The sequence below is a fragment of the Zobellia uliginosa genome (genome assembly GCF_018860745.1).
Lineage (GTDB): Bacteria > Bacteroidota > Bacteroidia > Flavobacteriales > Flavobacteriaceae > Zobellia > Zobellia uliginosa_B.
The window spans coordinates 867,735-884,648 of sequence record NZ_JAHKPY010000003.1 but is presented as its reverse complement, the minus strand read 5'-3'; the positions used below and the strand labels follow the sequence as shown (position 1 = coordinate 884,648).

Genomic DNA, 16,914 nt, shown 5'->3' with positions numbered 1-16,914 from the left:
CTACAAAACCATTCCTTCATCCAACCAACGCTGTAGCAAAGTTTCGTTATGGGAAATGGATACCAAATGAAATTTGGAAAAACGTTTAAAAACCCTTGATTCTTTTAGCGTTTCCATACAAACAGATACTGGGGCAAGGTAATTGGAATGAATTAAAAACAGCTCTCCCTTACGTTTTAGAAGATAGCCTACATGGCCCTCATCAAAACCTATAAAATAAAGGCCTTCTGATGTTAAACTATCTATTTCTACAAAAGCTTTTTCCGCTGTATCCTTTACTATATTATTGATTACCGCACCACAACTGATCATTTTAGCCTCATCAACAGGAGATTTTTGAGCTAACTTATATCGGTTGATTTGTAAGCCCATATCGCGCAACGTTGTAGAAACAAAATAGCCACATGCTATTTTACCTTGGTTAGGCTGCTCTGTGTGGCCGCCAAAACTCCAAGGTGTACCGTACCAATGCGGTATAATATCATCCACTAAGTGATTGGCAAAAGCTGTTTTTATATAATCTAAGGTAATAGTTCCCAAACGGAGTTCTTCTTTTAATCGTAATCTAAGCTGGCCTGCATCTATTATTGAGTTAGCGTAAGAAACGGTGATACTATCAGTATTTACTATGAATTCATTAAGGATTCTCTCCTCCAAATTTTTCTTTTCGGATAATACAGAACTATTTTCTGTGATAGTATTAGAAACCTCAAATACACTTAGGCCAGGTGCCATATTATTAGAAAAACCAAAAGTAAGAAGTAAAGAAAAAATCCACATAAATTTAACCAAAATTAGTAGTAAGGTTCTGTTTTCGTAACGTATTATTCAACAGTAAATTACATAAATAATGTTAAACTTTCCCTATAGTTTTAGTTCCCTTTAAATATTAAGATTTACCGCCCACCAAACTTCGTAATCTCTAGGGACTATAGGCCTATAACTTTGAAAACCTTGATCGGCAATTCTTAGTCCTATAATTTCATTTTTATCATCCCGCACATAGCTGATAAAAATAAACGAATGGCCGTAAGGATCAAGCTTTTTTACATCAGTTCCTCTCACCACCTCTTCATAATCTTTTTTATAACGCCAGACCTGCATGAGTGCACCTGGCCTTAATCGTCCACTCCAAATTCCCGATGCATCTACTAATGTGCCCATCCCAGCATAAGCAATAGCACCGGCATTACCCTTGCCCCTATATTCCTCCGGTAGGCTTTTCCATTCGATATCCGTATCCGATGCAGAAACATAAAGTAAATTAAATACTTGTTTAGGAGTGTAAAATTTGGAAGCCATCCGTGCCGGCAAATCTTGATATGGTAAATGGCCATGAACTTCTTTATAAGCTTGCTCAAAGCGTCCTTTGCTAACCGATAAGCAATGACCTCCTGGCTCCTTATTGGTACTATTTAGATAATTTTCTACAATCTTATCGGCTACAGGACTCTTGATGTCTAAAATATTCGGGTTTACGAACTGCGGTATACGAAGAGCTTCCGAGAAAATCTTGTTCTCTTTTATACTATCTAACTTAACTAATGAATCTATAGTATGGGATGGAATAGATGTTTTTGCAATTGACTTCAGGCTAATATGCTGATGATCATCAAAACCATAATCCCTTACAGCAATTGTTTTTTGAAGCCTATTACCATTCAGCCTAACAGTATCCTTATTTAAACCTAAAACGGTGTTCTGTTCTATTGTTTTTGTTGATGTGCAACTGAGTAATAAAAGGCATATAAAAATAGTATAGCCAATAGTTGTACTAAATATTTCTTTAAACCTTATCCTCTTCATTTCCCAAATTTGCATACTCAAATTCATAGATACGCCGTAATTGCCAAGACTAGGCAACAAAGTTAGTATAATTACATTTTTTCCTTATAATTTGGCAGAAAGAATGGAGGTGCAGATTATATCTTTACCAACTTAAGAAAGCTAATTACAAATTAAAAATTGGCTCTATTTGGTATAGTAACGATAATGAGTGCCATGATCATGAACATTACTACTAGTTCGGTACCTAGCTAGCTAATACCATATGGCGCCCAATTTTTAATGATTTTAAGCTTTGTGAAAAGAAAGAATAGATTATCCGGATTAGCGTTCAACTATTTGGTGTATGCTATTCCTACCCACTTATAATTTGATTTATATGCAACCACGGCCATTATAGAGTGCATGGCATTCTAACATTTATGGATTAAAGATCTAAGTTGTTTTAATTCCCAATAAATTACACTTCCCTCCTATTTCATACGCTAAAAATGCTCAATTCTTAGCCTTTACGCTGTAATCTAGAATAAATTTCAGCTACAGTGTTAAAACCCACAACTGAACATAGGGATTTTCCTTAAAAAAGTAACTTTGATATACCATCTAAAACAAAAGTAATAAAGGCATAATACAGCACTCACTGAGGTTATGCAATGAGGTAATGACCATCCGTTACTTTATTCTTTGTTTTACTTTGGAAACTACAAATTTTACTCAATTTGAAAATTATAATTTATACATTATGAAACACTTAATCACAGTATGTTCAGCTATTCTAATCAGCACTATATCTTATGGACAGCTGCAAGTGTCAGTTAGTTCCGGCTATGCCATAGGAAGCGCGACAATGAAACTAGGGGAAGAAGTAAATGTATCCGAAACCGAAAATACTTACGGTAGTTATGGTGCGGGTACCAATGTTCAAATACGAGGCACTTATTTTTTTAATGAGTCTTTTGGTGCGGATTTGGCATTTGGTTACCTAAATGGAACCGATCAAACCGTGTCTAAAGTTAGTGTGCCAAGTACAGATGTAGATGCTGTAGCAAGAGCACGTGCATTTGGAGCTTCTGCTTCTGTAGTTTATAGGTTTACCAACAACATCTATGGTCGTTTTGGCGCCTTACTAAAAGTGGGCGGGAAAACTGAAGCAGTAGTTTATAGAAAAGCACTCTTTTCAGAAGCTGAAGCACAAGCTTTTGGTTTGCCAGAGGGATCATACTCCGAAACCAATTATAAAGAAGATTTCCACGGACATTTCCCTTTAGGTTTTGTGGGTGCTCTAGGTTATAAATATGACCTAAACACAAATTTAAGTCTATTTGTTGAAGCTGAGTATTATGGGATTAGTTTAAAACGAAAAGATTCCGAACTCTCAGAGTTCAATACCGATGAGTTTTTACCTGATGGAACGGTTGCCGTAGCTAATTTCTACTCCTTGGACAACTTGCCCGATGGTAATGTTAGAAAAACAACATATGTTGATAAGCTGTCCAACACAAATACAGATGACTCTAAAAAGTTATCCCAAAAAGTACCCTATTCCTCATTTGGAATCAATATCGGTATCACCTACACGTTTAAACGTTCAAATAAAAACCGATAGTTTTAGAAAATATTATTTCTTCAGTATATAATAAACAACCCCTTTAAAATTTTAACGGGGTTGTTTATTTTCTGTTGACCGTGCAATTTAGATTAAAAAAAGGTACTTTAAAGTCTACGTATTTTAGGTAGCATAGTTTCGTTCTTTTCCTGAAAGTCTTCCATATTAGAAAGTATGGTGTTTAGAAGTAAAAGCACATCTTCCATATACGGTCCTTTATTTACCATTACACATTCCGACTTTAAAGAGGTAACCACATCTGTAATTTCCGATCGGGATGGCAGTCCGTTTTTTGCTAGATTTTCTAAAACTTGAGTGGCCCAAATTACCGGTATATGTGCTGCTCCGCATATAGATAAAAGTTCTTGTTGAACTTGACCAATATCCTGCCAACCTGCTTCTACGGCAAGGTCGCCACGAGCAATCATGACCCCTACGTCCTTTGCCTGCATGGCTTCTTGAAGTATCTCCTCTAAGTTGTAAAAAGCAAATTTGGTTTCTATTTTTAAAATAATCCCTAATTTATTAAAGGCACCTAGTTTTTTTAATTCTACCAGTAGTTCGCTCACATCTTTTTTAGAGTTCACAAAAGAAAAATTAACGATGTCCGCATGCTCGGCAACAAATTTTAAATCTTCCCTATCTTTTAAAGTCAGACCACTGATTCCCAAATTGGTGTTGGGAAAATTCATGCCTTTCTCTGCCTTTAATTTAGCACCTTTTTCTACCGCTCTAGTTATGAGAACCTCAAAATTATCTTTAGTAACAGATTGTATAGTTCCTTCGATCTTACCATCATCGAACAAAACCAAATCCCCTTGATGCACTTTTTTGAATATTCCGGAAAACTGGCAAGGAATATGAGCTTTTTCAATAATTTTACCTTGCTCATTTAGCGTAGCTGAACTTCCTAGGATACTTTCATTGGTTACTACGAGTACATCGCCTTTGTATAGCCTAACCGCTTTTTGAATTTCCGGCAAAGTACCCACAGTTCCGTTTTTATTCAATTTTTTACTTTCCAAAACCATACTGCTTTTAAAAAGTATACGCTTGTTGGACTTTACAATAACTCCATTTTCTGAAGACCTAACTACCTTAAGTTTTCTTGATTTATTTTTGTCGTCTACTAGGCTTACTATATCATCTGGTAAAAGCTGCCCTAACCAATCTGCATCTATAGGTACCGCCTTTAAAGGTATATTTTCTATTGTGCTTGAAACCAATTCTATGTGTACTGGTTTCATTACCCTGCCCTCGTCATCTTTATCAGGTTTAAACTTTACTATCCGCCCCCCTGGTTTCACCATACCGGTTCTAATTTTTGGACCTGCTAAATCCATTGCAATTTTCACGGAAGTACCAAGTTCCTCTGAAGCCTTTTTGATATTTTCAATAATAGCCTTCCAAATTTTAGGTGTATCATGTGCACAATTTATTCTGGCACAGTTCATACCATTTTCAATCATACTGTAAACCAATCTATAATCGTATGCTGCATGGGAAGGCATAGTAACCATTATACGAACCCTGCGGCCTTTTGAAGGAGGTCCAAATAATGCTTTTGTATTACGTTTTAAAAGGACTTTACTTTTTTTAGTTGATAATTTAGCCTTCTTGAAATTGGGGGGAGCACCATCTGCCAAACGATATAATAAATACAAGACTTTTACCAAACTATCTTCTACATGACCTTGAGCCCGGGCAAAACGTGTCATTCCCAAATTCCCCAATTTTCTTTGACTTTCCCTAAAATCCGCTCTTCTGAACTTATGATAATGCACCAGGTTTATGGCACTCTTTTTATGATGAGAGTTTATTTTCCGTAAAATAGGTGCTGCTTTTTTTTCCTCTTTTCTGATTTTTCGCAAAATAGCTTCCATTTCTTTAATGAGGCTATCTATCTTTTTACGATTGATGTTCATGTGCAGTTTTATAAAGGGATTGACTTTGCTTGAAAGATAGTAAAGGTCAACTTTTTATTTTATGACAACTATCACTTAAAATCTATATTTTTCAAATTAACTACGTACGTTTTGATGTTGCCCCTATTCTTCGCTAAGCTTTCTCAAAACACTGCCATGCAAGCCTTTTAGAGTTATGGATGTAACTTCTTCCCCTTTTTCATTCAAGTAGATAGAATCAAGACTTAAAGAGATAGTACCAGTTTCGTTGGCATTTACCAACACGATTGCCTGCGAAAAATCTCGTCTGTAGACCCCACTTTCAATTTGGAAATAAGGGGCATCGGCTTTACCAAAGTTCCATGTATATTCCTCCCGCCATGGCGAGGGTTTATTATAAGCATCTGTGATTTCTTGTTCTGAAAAATAAGTGTTCCCATCATTAACAAGCCAATAGCTGGCAAAGGCATAGTAAAAACCTTGTTCGTCAGATAAGGAACTATGGGGCTGTACAAGGGTAATTTTATGCTCTGCTTCATTAGTAACCACTTCACTTATTTGCGGGATGAAGCCCTCTGTATAATCGGAAAGGTAGTTTCCGTTACTGAACACGAGCCACCATTCATCCAGGCCACCATCTAGATGTTGCATATAGCTTTCCCAAACTCCGGGATGTAAACGAGTATCCGTTACATTAGCAACACCTATTTTATTATCTACCTTAAGCCTTTTGTAGATAGTGCTTAAAATGGATTCATATGCCTGTTGAAACGCTTCATTGCTTTCGTAATCTTTAGGAAAAACATTTTCATGATAAGTATCTAAGATATAAATAGCGTTATCCATCAATACGCCGTCCCACTCATTTGCAACAAGTTCATCCACTACCTGTTTGGCCCATAACTGTTGGTATGCCGTATTACCCACATCCATTTGCCAATGTTCTGGATAGCCTGTATATTCCAGTCTATTATTATTTTCGTCTATTAAAAACCACTCGGGATGGTTCTCATCTGCATATTTGAAACCCACTCCCGTAGGAAGATATTCGTTATCCAGGCCTTCTTCAACGGCATAACTCCTCGTAGAAGTCAGGTCTTTATATACCAATGTTTTTATCTCTGGATTAGCCGATTTAAATTTCTTGATATATTCATGAAACCAAGCATTCATAACTATCAAATCTCTTCTGGGAGCTTCCGTTTTTATTAATGCATCTGGGATTTCTTCATGGTGTAGGTACAACCAAAATAGTTTGACCTTGTTTACTGTAGTGTCATTAACAATATCTTCTATAGCATCGGGTTCTACCGCTGAATTTTCATTTTTATCTTTGCTACAGCCCACATTAAAAAGCAGAAAGACTATTGGAATAAGCTTAAGAAAAAGTTTGGACATAGTGGGGAATTTAAAATGAAAACATCTTAAAAGTAACGATTTACGAATAAACCCTGTTTTCCTAACCCTCTACCTTAAACAATAGACGCTATAAAGTGAATCAATACTTGAATAATTTAGGACTTGGGCAATGTAAAATAAAAAGTTGAACCTATACCTTCCTCACTTTCTAACCAAATAGAACCCTTGTAGTATGTAATGATTTTTTTAACGATAGAAAGCCCAATACCCGAGGCAGAACTGGTGACTTCCAATTTTGTAAAAACTTTAAATATACGCTCAAAATAATTGGATTTTATACCCTTTCCATTATCCTTTACATAGAACTCGAACCATTCGCCTTTATCCGTACCGCCAACTTCTACCAACCCTTTATCTTTATCGTTATAGGTTATCGCATTCTGAATTAAGTTTTGAAATACCTGTTTAAACCTCCATTCATTACCATACAAAATAGGCAGATTTTCTTGAATGTTTATTTTGATGTTATCAGGAATTAAAATGGTTTTTAGAACCTCTTTAACCAATTTATTAATATCGAAAAGAGCGTCTTGAGTCTCTAATCTATCACTTGTGGAGTAATCTAGTATTCCCTTTATCAAGAAATTCATTTTCTCAACATTGAACAATACATGGTCCAAAGGAACCATTTGCTCTTCTCCCAAAGCTTCTTTATGATCGTCCCTAAACCAGCCAACCAACGTGTGAATATTTATTAACGGAGCCTTTAAATCATGAGAAACAACATGGGCATATTCATTTAAAGCTTCGTTTTGTATCGATAGACTTTTTAATAGTTCTTCTTTTTTCTTTTCCTGCGCTTTTAACCGTTCCTCGTTTTCTTTTCTCTGTCCTACATTTACCAGCATATTAGCAATAACAAAAAGAATTTCTTTCTCGTTGTCATCGTACTTGTTGATTTTTTTTACTGAGTCAAAACCTATAAACCCTATTAATTCACCATTTTTGATTTTTGGTATGGTTATAAGACTTTTAATGCCTTGAGGCTCTAGAACAGCTCGTAAACCATGTTCTCCATCTTCAGGTAAAAGACTTACATCTTCAACATAAAAAGCTTTTCCGTCTCTATGAGCATTAATCCATTGGGGAATAAAATCAAGAGGGACATTTTGCAAATTATCTATTTCTGGTTCTATTCCCTTAGAGCACCATTCATAGGTGTTGGAAGTGGTATTATTCACAAAGTCATAAGAAAAAATATAGCTTCTGTCAGATTCTACAAATTCACCAATCTGCTGTAATGACGTACGTGTTAATGTATCAATATCCGATAAATCGGAATTAATGTACTTGGTAGAAATATTGATTAAAAGATTTTGAAAACGCAGTTGTCTTTCTATGATTCTATCCTTTTCTAACTGAATTAAATTCGTATCCTTATCCGGTTCCTTATGCGTTGAAAGTTTGCTCATAGTATCTGCGTGTTGGTTTTTAAATTCTATTATGTAAGCCTAAAATAAATTACATGGGCACAACCGGTCATTTTGTAGCTTAAAACTTACATATAATTTTAACGATAAAAAAATATTAATAGTTCCTTCTGTTATTTAAAAATACAGATTTTTTGATTTTATTCTTAAACGTACATTTAAATTGGTTCCAGTACGCTTCAAGTAGAATCAAAAAAATAATCCTTTCAAATCAATGAAAGGATTATTCTATACTTAGAAAAATAAAAGTCTTTCTTCTATATTTTAACCTGTTTTTTATGACTGTGCATTTTGCCTAGCGTAGTTTCTAATGTTGCAGAAAGCTTATCTATAGCTGTAGATAAAGCGTGTTCAACCGTATTGGCTTGTGATGAAACTGCCAAAGGCTGTCTTCCGCCTATTCTTGTTTCCAACAAACAACGTACGTCATTAGGTCCTTCTTTTTTTCCATTTTCATCGGATAGGTGTACTTCTACTCGGGTAATATCCGCTTCATAATTACGTAGTCTTTCTTCCACCATAGAAGTGAAATAATGTTGTCCTTTTTCACTACCGCTTATCGTTTTGTCTGTGTTGAATAGTACTTTCATTATTTATGTTTTTAGTTTAAGTAATTGGTTCTAAGCTTCTCTTCTTTGTTCTTATTTCTACTGTTTTAGTTTATTATCAACTAATTATTTTGATATATATCTTTTTGATTATACAATAAAAATATAGCTATAAATCTTTAAAAAGGATGACATTTATCAGGTAAATAGACTGGTTGAAAAAATCCTTACAACTGATACTAATGTGTGGAAGTGATATTGTTGATTATTAAATACATATGAATCTTAGAAAATATTTTACAACATATTTTTTGTGATAAATTTTATATCTACTTCTAAAACCAAAAAAAACAGGAGATATAAGACATTCCTGTTTTGTATTAAAAAATCCTTGAGGCATCGAATGGATTCGAACCATTATAAAGACTCTTGCGGAGTCTTGCCTAGCCATTCAGCCACAATGCCATAAAATTCTACTTCCATTTATTTTTCACTAAGTTCTGCACCGTCTTCAGAACTTTGTCTGTTCAATAATTTTTCAGAAACTTTATAGGTTGCTGAATATTTTAGGTCTGCCTGTTGTTTTTTGAAATCTATAAACGCTCTTCTGTACCATTTGGCATCTGTAGCTTTTTTTCTATAATCTTCATTTACCTTAACATCCAAAAAATCTTCTTTAGCTCTTGGTTTGATCTCGTAAACACCAATCCCAAACTTCTCTATTCGTTCTAAGACCGTTTCAAAATGTGCCTCAGAGAAATAATTTATGCTATCGGAATCAAAACCATCATTAAGGTTTTTTAGATTCTGGAAGATATTTTTTTCAAAAAATTCTGTTTTTTCCATGGTATAACTTCGTGTCAATTGGATAATATCTTTATTGACAAACCAATTATCCGGCAAAGTTAATACTCTTTTATTTAAACTTTGACATTCTCTTACTGTTAAGAATTATAAAAACGTTTATCTTTTCATTATCGTATTTCCACTCACAAATTGATGACGGTTAAAAAGCTAACTCCCTCATGCTAAAAGCAATATAAAACTCAATTCTAAATTGTGAATATCTATTCCTTTTTTTGGCATTTTGAGCTATTGCTTACCCCTATATTTGGTACCCTTAAAACAAAATATATGAGTGCAACGTGGTATGAATGTAAAGTAAAATATAGAAAACTTGATGAAACATCGGGCACGCAAAAGGTAAAGACCGAACCGTTTTTGGTGGATGCCATTTCTTATACCGAGGCCGAAAGTAGGATTACCGAAGAAATGTCGGTTTATTTAAGTGATACCGAGGAAATTAAAATCACCAATATAAAAGTAGCCAATTACGCAGAAATACATCCTTTTGAAAATTCCGATAGATGGTTTAAATCTCGGGTATCTTTGATTGCTTTTGATGAAGAAAGTGGTAAAGAGCGTAAGACTAATATGTATCTTTTGGTACAGGCCAACGATGTAAAGGAGGCATATGATAATACAGTAAGTGTTATGAAAGATACGATGGGTGAATATACTATACCCGCTATTTCCGAATCTCCTATCATGGACGTTTTTCCTTATTTTTCAGGTGAAGAAGACGATATGGCACGTTTGGAAAAATTTAATGCCTTAAAGGATTCGGTTCCCGTGAATTTAGAGATGAAAGAAGAGCTGGAAATGGCCGATGTTCTTTCTTCGGAAGAAAAATAAGTTATATAACTACAAATATTTTAAAAAGGTTGCCTATACGTAGGCAACCTTTTTATTTTTAATGATAATCATTAGTAGACCTTGTTTTTTTAAACTACCCTCCTCTTCCCAATCCTTTTTTCAAGTAGCAACTCATGTATAAATTAAAAATCGAAGTTATAGATTTCTTTGCTAAATAATTAAAGAAAATGAAATATCGTTAGGATTATCATAAATAAAATCGTATAATATAGATACAATTTAAAAATAAAATAAATATATGAGGCAACTTAAGATCACCAAACAAATTACAAACAGAGACACTAAATCCTTAGAAAAGTATTTTCAAGAAATATCTAAAATTGATATGATTACCGCAGACGAGGAGGTAGAATTGACCCGAAGAATACGTAATGGAGATCAGATTGCCCTTAATAAATTAGTAAACGCCAATTTACGCTTTGTAGTTTCTACAGCAAAACAGTATCAAGGAAGTGGTTTACGACTTTCGGATTTAATAAATGAAGGAAATATTGGATTGGTAAAAGCTGCTAAACGTTTTGACGAAACACGTGGTTTTAAGTTTATCTCTTATGCCGTATGGTGGATACGCCAAGCTATTCTACAGGCTATTTCAAACCACTCTAGAATGGTACGTATACCTTTGAATAAAATTGGTGAAATCAGCAAAATCAATAAAGTATTTTCTACATTGGAACAATCTTACCAAAGACCACCTAGTGCTATTGAGATTGCAAGGGAATTAGATATGAGCGCAGCACAGGTTAAGGTTGCCATAAAAAATTCAGGAAAACATTTGTCTATGGATGCACCTTTTGAAGAAGGTGAATCTTCCAGTCTGTATGATGTAATTGCATCAAATGACGCAACTAGCCCGGATGCCAATATGATTATGGACTCCCTAAGAACGGATATTGAACAAGTACTAAGTACGTTACCCAATAGAGAGAGTGAAATCATTAAACTATATTACGGAATTGGTGAACGTACCCCTATTAGTTTAAGCGAGATTGGCGAACTCTTTGACATCACCAGAGAACGGGTAAGACAAATTAGAGAAAAAGCTATACGGATGCTTAGAAATAAATCTCAAAATGAAGTTTTGAAATCTTACTTGTAAACATTTATAATGGCATAGCAAATAAAAGCCGGCTCTATGAGCCGGCTTTTATTTTGAATATAACCGCTTTTAACTCATTAATTGAATAACTATGCCTATGACCCCAATAAATAAACATAATGGGGTGAACAATTGGGCATCTGCTTTTGCAAATTCCGTATGCTTTATTCTCCTAAAAAAGCCAACATAATTAAAATCTCCTATAGCTCTTAAAATGAAGATAAACGGAACAGCCCAATATCCGTATACCGTTATCCAATCTGGAATAATTAAATTTATGAGACCAGTTTTATTTACATACATGAGTCCAAAAGATATTAAAACTATGGCCACTATTAAAGTTGCTACTTTAGGAATTGTTTGAATGTTCAGTTTCTTTTCATTTGTTGGTATAACCTTTTCTAATCCCCAACCACCTCCAAAGAACCAATAAAAATGGAAACTGCCAAGTAAAATAAAAATTAGAAATAGAATCGTAGCTAACAATATAGATAACATAAGTATGATTTTAAAAAATGAGCTTTTTTTTAATTAAGGCCAATTTCTAAAAATGAATGTAAAGCATCACTTAACTTTGGGTAATTAATGCTTCAATAGCTTATTTCTAATTCTACTTAACGATTGTGGCGTTATTCCCAGATAGCTGGCAATGTGCTTTAAGGCATATTGCTGAAAATACTCAGGATGGTTTTTCATTAGCGATAGGTACCGCTCCTTTGGATTTAAAAACAGTAATTGTTCCGTTCTTCTTTTACTATTTATAAAAATCTGTTCGCTAATAATTCTACCGAATTTATTCCAATAAAAAGAAGTTTCATAAAGATTATAAAGTCCATTTCTGTCTAAAAGAATAGCTTTACCTTTTTCTATAGCTTGAATATGCAAAGTTGCCGCTTCTTGACTTACAAAACTCTCATAATCCGTAATAAACTCATTTTCAGACCTCAATAAAAGGTTTGTTTCAACTAGGTTATCATCTCTGTGATAAGACCTTATGGCGCCAGAATCAATAAAGGCAATGAAGTTACATAGGTCCGGTGGAGTCAATAGCTGTTGCTCCTCTTGAAATTCAATACTCGACAAAAAAGGTTGTATGGATATCCAATCCTTATCTTGCAAGGGAAGAATATAATTTAATATGTGCTTTAATTTTTCGATTTGATTTTAAGTTTAAAGCACCTTTTGTATAGTGTTATTGGCAATCTGTTTAAAACGGTTTAAAATTAGCGACCCGTAGTCTATATGAGTAACATTTTCGTACAATTTCTGAAAATCCTGTCCTTCATTTCTTAAGTCTTGAGATAATTCATCTATATATAACCTAGTGATATTTTGGTCAAATTCAGGATGAAACTGAAGACCCCAAGTATAATCGTTCAGCCTAAATGCATCTATTAATCCGGACGCACCTGAAGCTAAGACTTGGACATATTCCGGTAGTTTAGCAACACTTTGTTTATGCGCTTTATACACCTCTAAACTTGGTGGTAATTTCCCTAGCAGTTGGTCTTTCTCACCTGCAGCTGTAAGATAGGTATGCTTTGACCCCAAAATTGAACCCTCACTATTATAACGCACTGTTCCACCAATAATAGCACCCAATAATTGATGCCCGTAACATATGCCCAATATAGATATTCTTCTTCTGTGCGCTTCTAAGAGCCACTTGCCCATTGCTGTGTTGTTTATACTAATATCGGTCACCATATTATGAGAACCGGTTATAACAATGCCCTCATAATCAAAATTAGGTGGGGTTGATTCAAAATCTTCTGTAGGATGAATATAATATTCGCCCGCTTCTAAATTCATTTTCCGGATAATCCAATCTTCAAAATCTCCATATTTTGATTTGATGGATTCAAATGTTGAACCTGTTTTTAAAATTAAAATCATCTTAATACATTAATCAATTTAAAAACAAAAACACATGTGAATCTCTCATTTAACCTGCGGCAGCAATATCAACTGCTACTTTAAGTTTACTTTTTCCGCTACCAAACACAACGCCTTTTAGAGGCGGAACGTCGTAATAATCTCTACCCCAACCCACAACAATATGCTGATTTAAAGGTATTTGGTTATTCGTAGGGTCAAAATCTACCCAGCCAAAACTTGGAATATAAATAGAGAACCATGCATGAGAGGCATCAGACCCAACAAGCTTCTCTTTCCCCTCTGGAGGCAAGGTCTCAATATAACCGCTAATATAACGTGCAGGCAGTCCAATAGACCTTATACAAGCAATTGCTATCTGGGCAAAATCTTGACAAACCCCCTTCTTTTCTTTCATCACCTCGTCTATAGGCGTAGAAATACTGGTAAAACCAGAAACGAAATCAAAGTCGGTATAAATTCGTTGCATCAATTCATATGCCGCTTCAAAAACAGATCTGTTCCCTTTAAAAGATAATTCTGCGTAGTCTTTAATAGCTTTATCCGTTCTTCGGATAAAAATAGATTCCAGAATAAACTGTTTTGCTTCTATAATTTCAGAATCATTGCTGCTCAAAGCATTTAAGGCTTCAATTAAAGTAACCCTCTTACATGCTTCAGAGAAAAAAGATTCATGCCGCTTGGTATAATCCCGTTCTACCTTACTTTGGGTGATTACCTTTAATACGGTATGCTGGGTCTGAATAGAAAACCGAGTTAAATAATTTCCAAAAAAGTCTGTACGTTCCGATATTTCCGCAGGCTCAGGAACAACATTGATTTTATAAGATAACAAGCGCTGTCCCTCAGAATCCCTGGGCCTTAGGGTAGCAATATTATGACAATAGCTAACCGGAGCGTTATATTCATATTTGGTGATATGGGTTACATTGAATATCATAACTAAATAGGAAAAGACTGTCTAACTAATTGATTTTGCTTGGTAGTATGGTCAAAATAAGTTTTTGATATGGATTGCGATGTTTCATAAAGCAGGTTGGATAGTTCTTCTAACAAATTATCCAAATCTTTGCGTACCACATCGTCTACAGATTTGGACTCTACAAGATGTATTGAATCTGCCAATCTTAATTTGGAAAACCCTTCTAATATATACTTCTGATAATCCATTAAATGATGCATGGACTTAGAATGAGGTAATTTTGATATGTCCTTTTGAATTCTATTGAACATAAAGGTCAACGACCTTGAATACTCCAAATCAAGCATAATCAAATCAATAACATGTTCTATTTGAATATAAGAACGATAGCTATGCCTGTAAATATTTAAACTTTCATGACTCACCAATAAGTATTCCAGAAGTTCATACTCAACTTGATCGTCGTATTTTATGGATAATAATGACCTACATTTAGTAATGGTCAACATACTCTGTTCTAATTGCAAACCTATGAAATAGAGCAACAATCCTTGCTGTACCATAATACTTTCTTCAATTAACCCCATGAAAGCAATTAAGCGGGTTATTAGTTGATTAAGTACCTTGATTATTTTGTTTATGGAACGATCAGAATCCGCTTCAAAATTTCTCCAGATTTTCTGAATATTTTCAAAAACCCGCCACATATCAGAAGACCAAAGATTTCTTATAGCGTAATATGAATTACTGAACATACTAATAGTGTGCGCCAAACTACCTGCTCTATCCTTGTCCAAAATAACGGACAACATCTCTTTATACGGGTCATCCATAGCATATTCCCCTTCTTTGTTCTTCGCGGAGAATCCCGGAAAGGTTCCGGTTAGATGGGTAACGGCATTAAAAAGCACTCTTAACTTCTCATTGTCCGGTTTTTCACTATTGTTCTTTACTAAAACCATTTGTTTCAGCACCATTCGTAAAAAGCGTGCATTAACTAAGGTTCTACCCACATAACGCCCTGCCCAGTACAAGTTTTCTGCAGTTAAACTAGGTAAATCATTTAAGCCTGTAGCACCAATAGATGGCTTTGGATGCCAGTACTGTGCCTTGGTTTCTGTGCTGGCACTATCTTCTAATATCCAAAAATCCTTGCTTGTACCTCCTCTTTGATTGGAAACACGAACAGTATCCCTGTCTGGAGCTACACGCACCAAACCGCCTGGCATAACAGAATACCCATCTTCTGTAGCAATGGAAAATGTTCTGGCCACTAAGTTCCGAGGTTCAAATTTTCCGTTTGAGAGATTCGGTGCCGTGGAAAAACTAATTTTCTCTTGAGCTACAAACCTATAAGGTCTTAGGTTTATTTCCGTTTTTAGTTTTTCTATTTCATCCGAACTCAGAAATTCCCCAAAATGAATACTTTCCCTATTGGTCCGATCTATCCTTTTTATTACAAGATTGGAAATGTTATCTAAAACATAATTACGTTCCTTTTCCTGACCACACCACCAAGAAGCTATTTGCGGCAAAATCAAATCCTCTTTCAAAAAATATTCGGCAACTGCGGGCATAAATGGAATTAAACCCGGATTTTCCAAAACCGCACTCCCCACAGGGTTAATGATAGCTACATTATTCCTGCGAACAACATCCAACAGACCGGCAACGCCAAGATGTGAGTCTTCCCTAAGTTCAAGTGGATCTACATAAGCATCATCTACTCTTCTAAGAACAACATCTACCTGCTTCAACCCCTTTAAGGATTTCATCCATAAAAACCCGTCACGAACCACCAAATCGTTACCCTGTACCAGGGGATAGCCCAAGAACGAGGCAAGATAGGCATGCTCAAAATAAGTTTCGTTATGTGAACCGGGAGTAAGAATAACAATATTAGGATTCTCTCTATTCTCAGGAGAAGCATCAACTAGCATTTGATTAAACTCTTGAAAGAAACCAGAAAGCCCCTTTACATTCATTTTAGAAAACATCTCTGGAAGCATTCTACTTGTTGTAGACCTGTTCTCTAAGGCATACCCCATTCCAGAAGGAGCTTCTGCGCGATCGTTTACTACCCACAAACGACCATCCGTACCCCGGGAAATATCCGCGGCGTACATAGATAATAACTTTTCTGTTGAATATTCTATTCCGGCACACTGACGTAAAAATCCACGGTGGCCATATATTATTTCACTAGGAACGATTCCGTTTTTTATAAGATTACGCTCTCCATATACATCTTTGAGTACTAAATTAAGTAACTCTGCTCGCTGTTTTAACCCGGCTTCTACAACTTTCCATTCGCTTTCATGTAATAAGAATGGAACCACATTTAAGTTCCAAGGTCTGTGTAAGCCCTTGGGATCATTGTAGACATTATAGGTAACACCGTTCTCGGCCAAAAGCCAATCAATATCCCTTTGACGCGTCTTTAACCCCTCTTCTCCTAAATCTCCCAGACCACTAAAAAGCTTTTTCCAATGGGGTTTAACATCCATATTAGGAGTAAACATTTCATCGTACTTATAATCTGTAAAATAGTTATTTAACCACGTTGTACTAATCACCGGCATTGAAAAT

At 35.2% G+C, this 16,914-nt stretch carries 15 protein-coding genes and 1 tRNA gene; 3 read left to right on the top strand and 13 right to left on the bottom strand.

The genetic code is table 11. From position 1 onward, the window contains the following. Window positions 1-780, bottom strand: coding sequence for a hypothetical protein (locus tag KO521_RS07575; protein WP_215939289.1), 780 nt, complete (start codon window positions 778-780; stop codon window positions 1-3). 102 nt (window positions 781-882) lie between these two features. Continuing rightward, window positions 883-1,806 carry a hypothetical protein gene (locus KO521_RS07570; protein ID WP_215939288.1) on the bottom strand — a complete coding sequence of 308 codons (924 nt, stop codon included), beginning with the start codon at window positions 1,804-1,806 and terminating at the stop codon, window positions 883-885. A gap of 721 nt (window positions 1,807-2,527) precedes the next feature. Between KO521_RS07570 and KO521_RS07565 the strand changes: the two genes are divergently transcribed. Next, window positions 2,528-3,391, top strand: a complete 864-nt coding sequence (locus KO521_RS07565) for an outer membrane beta-barrel protein (protein WP_215939287.1) — start codon at window positions 2,528-2,530, stop codon at window positions 3,389-3,391. 107 nt (window positions 3,392-3,498) lie between these two features. Here KO521_RS07565 and KO521_RS07560 read toward each other — a convergent pair whose 3' ends face one another. The 6 genes from KO521_RS07560 to KO521_RS07535 form a co-directional block, all read right to left on the bottom strand. Next, window positions 3,499-5,316, bottom strand: coding sequence for a pyruvate kinase (locus KO521_RS07560; protein ID WP_215939286.1), 1,818 nt, complete (start codon window positions 5,314-5,316; stop codon window positions 3,499-3,501). A 123-nt stretch (window positions 5,317-5,439) separates the two neighbouring features. Then, window positions 5,440-6,693 (bottom strand): putative glycoside hydrolase, encoded by a 1,254-nt coding sequence (locus tag KO521_RS07555; RefSeq protein WP_215939285.1) that lies wholly within the window; start codon window positions 6,691-6,693, stop codon window positions 5,440-5,442. 116 nt (window positions 6,694-6,809) lie between these two features. Beyond that, complete coding sequence (locus KO521_RS07550; protein ID WP_215939284.1) at window positions 6,810-8,126, bottom strand: sensor histidine kinase; 1,317 nt, start codon at window positions 8,124-8,126, stop codon at window positions 6,810-6,812. 275 nt (window positions 8,127-8,401) lie between these two features. Beyond that, window positions 8,402-8,734, bottom strand: a complete 333-nt coding sequence (locus tag KO521_RS07545) for an HPF/RaiA family ribosome-associated protein (protein ID WP_215939283.1) — start codon at window positions 8,732-8,734, stop codon at window positions 8,402-8,404. A 352-nt stretch (window positions 8,735-9,086) separates the two neighbouring features. Beyond that, window positions 9,087-9,157 (bottom strand) — tRNA-Cys (locus KO521_RS07540). A gap of 18 nt (window positions 9,158-9,175) precedes the next feature. Then, entirely contained in the window at window positions 9,176-9,538 is a 363-nt protein-coding gene (locus tag KO521_RS07535) for a hypothetical protein (RefSeq protein WP_215939282.1), read from the bottom strand. 288 nt (window positions 9,539-9,826) lie between these two features. On the opposite strand from KO521_RS07535, the gene KO521_RS07530 reads away from it, so the two are divergent. Together KO521_RS07530 and KO521_RS07525 are read left to right on the top strand one after the other, a co-directional pair. Beyond that, window positions 9,827-10,387, top strand: a complete 561-nt coding sequence (locus KO521_RS07530) for a DUF4494 domain-containing protein (RefSeq protein WP_215939281.1) — start codon at window positions 9,827-9,829, stop codon at window positions 10,385-10,387. A gap of 259 nt (window positions 10,388-10,646) precedes the next feature. Continuing rightward, window positions 10,647-11,507 (top strand): sigma-70 family RNA polymerase sigma factor, encoded by an 861-nt coding sequence (locus KO521_RS07525; protein WP_215939280.1) that lies wholly within the window; start codon window positions 10,647-10,649, stop codon window positions 11,505-11,507. A 69-nt stretch (window positions 11,508-11,576) separates the two neighbouring features. Here KO521_RS07525 and KO521_RS07520 read toward each other — a convergent pair whose 3' ends face one another. The 5 genes from KO521_RS07520 to KO521_RS07500 form a co-directional block, all read right to left on the bottom strand. Further along, on the bottom strand, window positions 11,577-12,005 hold the full coding sequence (locus KO521_RS07520; RefSeq protein WP_215939279.1) for a DUF3995 domain-containing protein: 429 nt from the start codon (window positions 12,003-12,005) through the stop codon (window positions 11,577-11,579). Between the two features lie 84 nt (window positions 12,006-12,089). Continuing rightward, entirely contained in the window at window positions 12,090-12,626 is a 537-nt protein-coding gene (locus KO521_RS07515) for a Crp/Fnr family transcriptional regulator (protein ID WP_215939278.1), read from the bottom strand. A gap of 51 nt (window positions 12,627-12,677) precedes the next feature. Next, on the bottom strand, window positions 12,678-13,403 hold the full coding sequence (locus KO521_RS07510; protein WP_215939277.1) for a glutamine amidotransferase-related protein: 726 nt from the start codon (window positions 13,401-13,403) through the stop codon (window positions 12,678-12,680). Between the two features lie 49 nt (window positions 13,404-13,452). Continuing rightward, window positions 13,453-14,343, bottom strand: coding sequence for a transglutaminase family protein (locus KO521_RS07505; RefSeq protein ID WP_215939276.1), 891 nt, complete (start codon window positions 14,341-14,343; stop codon window positions 13,453-13,455). Window positions 14,344-14,345: 2 nt separating this feature from the next. Continuing rightward, window positions 14,346-16,907, bottom strand: coding sequence for a circularly permuted type 2 ATP-grasp protein (locus KO521_RS07500; protein WP_215939275.1), 2,562 nt, complete (start codon window positions 16,905-16,907; stop codon window positions 14,346-14,348). Between the last annotated feature and the right edge of the window lie 7 nt (window positions 16,908-16,914).

What these genes read in the sequence shown, in the direction of transcription:
- KO521_RS07520 (WP_215939279.1), bottom strand. Translation starts at nt 12,005, where the DNA reads ATGTTATCTATATTGTTAGCTACGATTCTATTTCTAATTTTTATTTTA.
- KO521_RS07565 (WP_215939287.1), top strand. Translation starts at nt 2,528, where the DNA reads ATGAAACACTTAATCACAGTATGTTCAGCTATTCTAATCAGCACTATA.
- KO521_RS07535 (WP_215939282.1), bottom strand. Translation starts at nt 9,538, where the DNA reads ATGGAAAAAACAGAATTTTTTGAAAAAAATATCTTCCAGAATCTAAAA.
- KO521_RS07570 (WP_215939288.1), bottom strand. Translation starts at nt 1,806, where the DNA reads ATGAAGAGGATAAGGTTTAAAGAAATATTTAGTACAACTATTGGCTAT.
- KO521_RS07545 (WP_215939283.1), bottom strand. Translation starts at nt 8,734, where the DNA reads ATGAAAGTACTATTCAACACAGACAAAACGATAAGCGGTAGTGAAAAA.
- KO521_RS07560 (WP_215939286.1), bottom strand. Translation starts at nt 5,316, where the DNA reads ATGAACATCAATCGTAAAAAGATAGATAGCCTCATTAAAGAAATGGAA.
- KO521_RS07575 (WP_215939289.1), bottom strand. Translation starts at nt 780, where the DNA reads ATGTGGATTTTTTCTTTACTTCTTACTTTTGGTTTTTCTAATAATATG.
- KO521_RS07550 (WP_215939284.1), bottom strand. Translation starts at nt 8,126, where the DNA reads ATGAGCAAACTTTCAACGCATAAGGAACCGGATAAGGATACGAATTTA.
- KO521_RS07510 (WP_215939277.1), bottom strand. Translation starts at nt 13,403, where the DNA reads ATGATTTTAATTTTAAAAACAGGTTCAACATTTGAATCCATCAAATCA.
- KO521_RS07500 (WP_215939275.1), bottom strand. Translation starts at nt 16,907, where the DNA reads ATGCCGGTGATTAGTACAACGTGGTTAAATAACTATTTTACAGATTAT.
- KO521_RS07530 (WP_215939281.1), top strand. Translation starts at nt 9,827, where the DNA reads ATGAGTGCAACGTGGTATGAATGTAAAGTAAAATATAGAAAACTTGAT.
- KO521_RS07505 (WP_215939276.1), bottom strand. Translation starts at nt 14,343, where the DNA reads ATGATATTCAATGTAACCCATATCACCAAATATGAATATAACGCTCCG.
- KO521_RS07555 (WP_215939285.1), bottom strand. Translation starts at nt 6,693, where the DNA reads ATGTCCAAACTTTTTCTTAAGCTTATTCCAATAGTCTTTCTGCTTTTT.
- KO521_RS07525 (WP_215939280.1), top strand. Translation starts at nt 10,647, where the DNA reads ATGAGGCAACTTAAGATCACCAAACAAATTACAAACAGAGACACTAAA.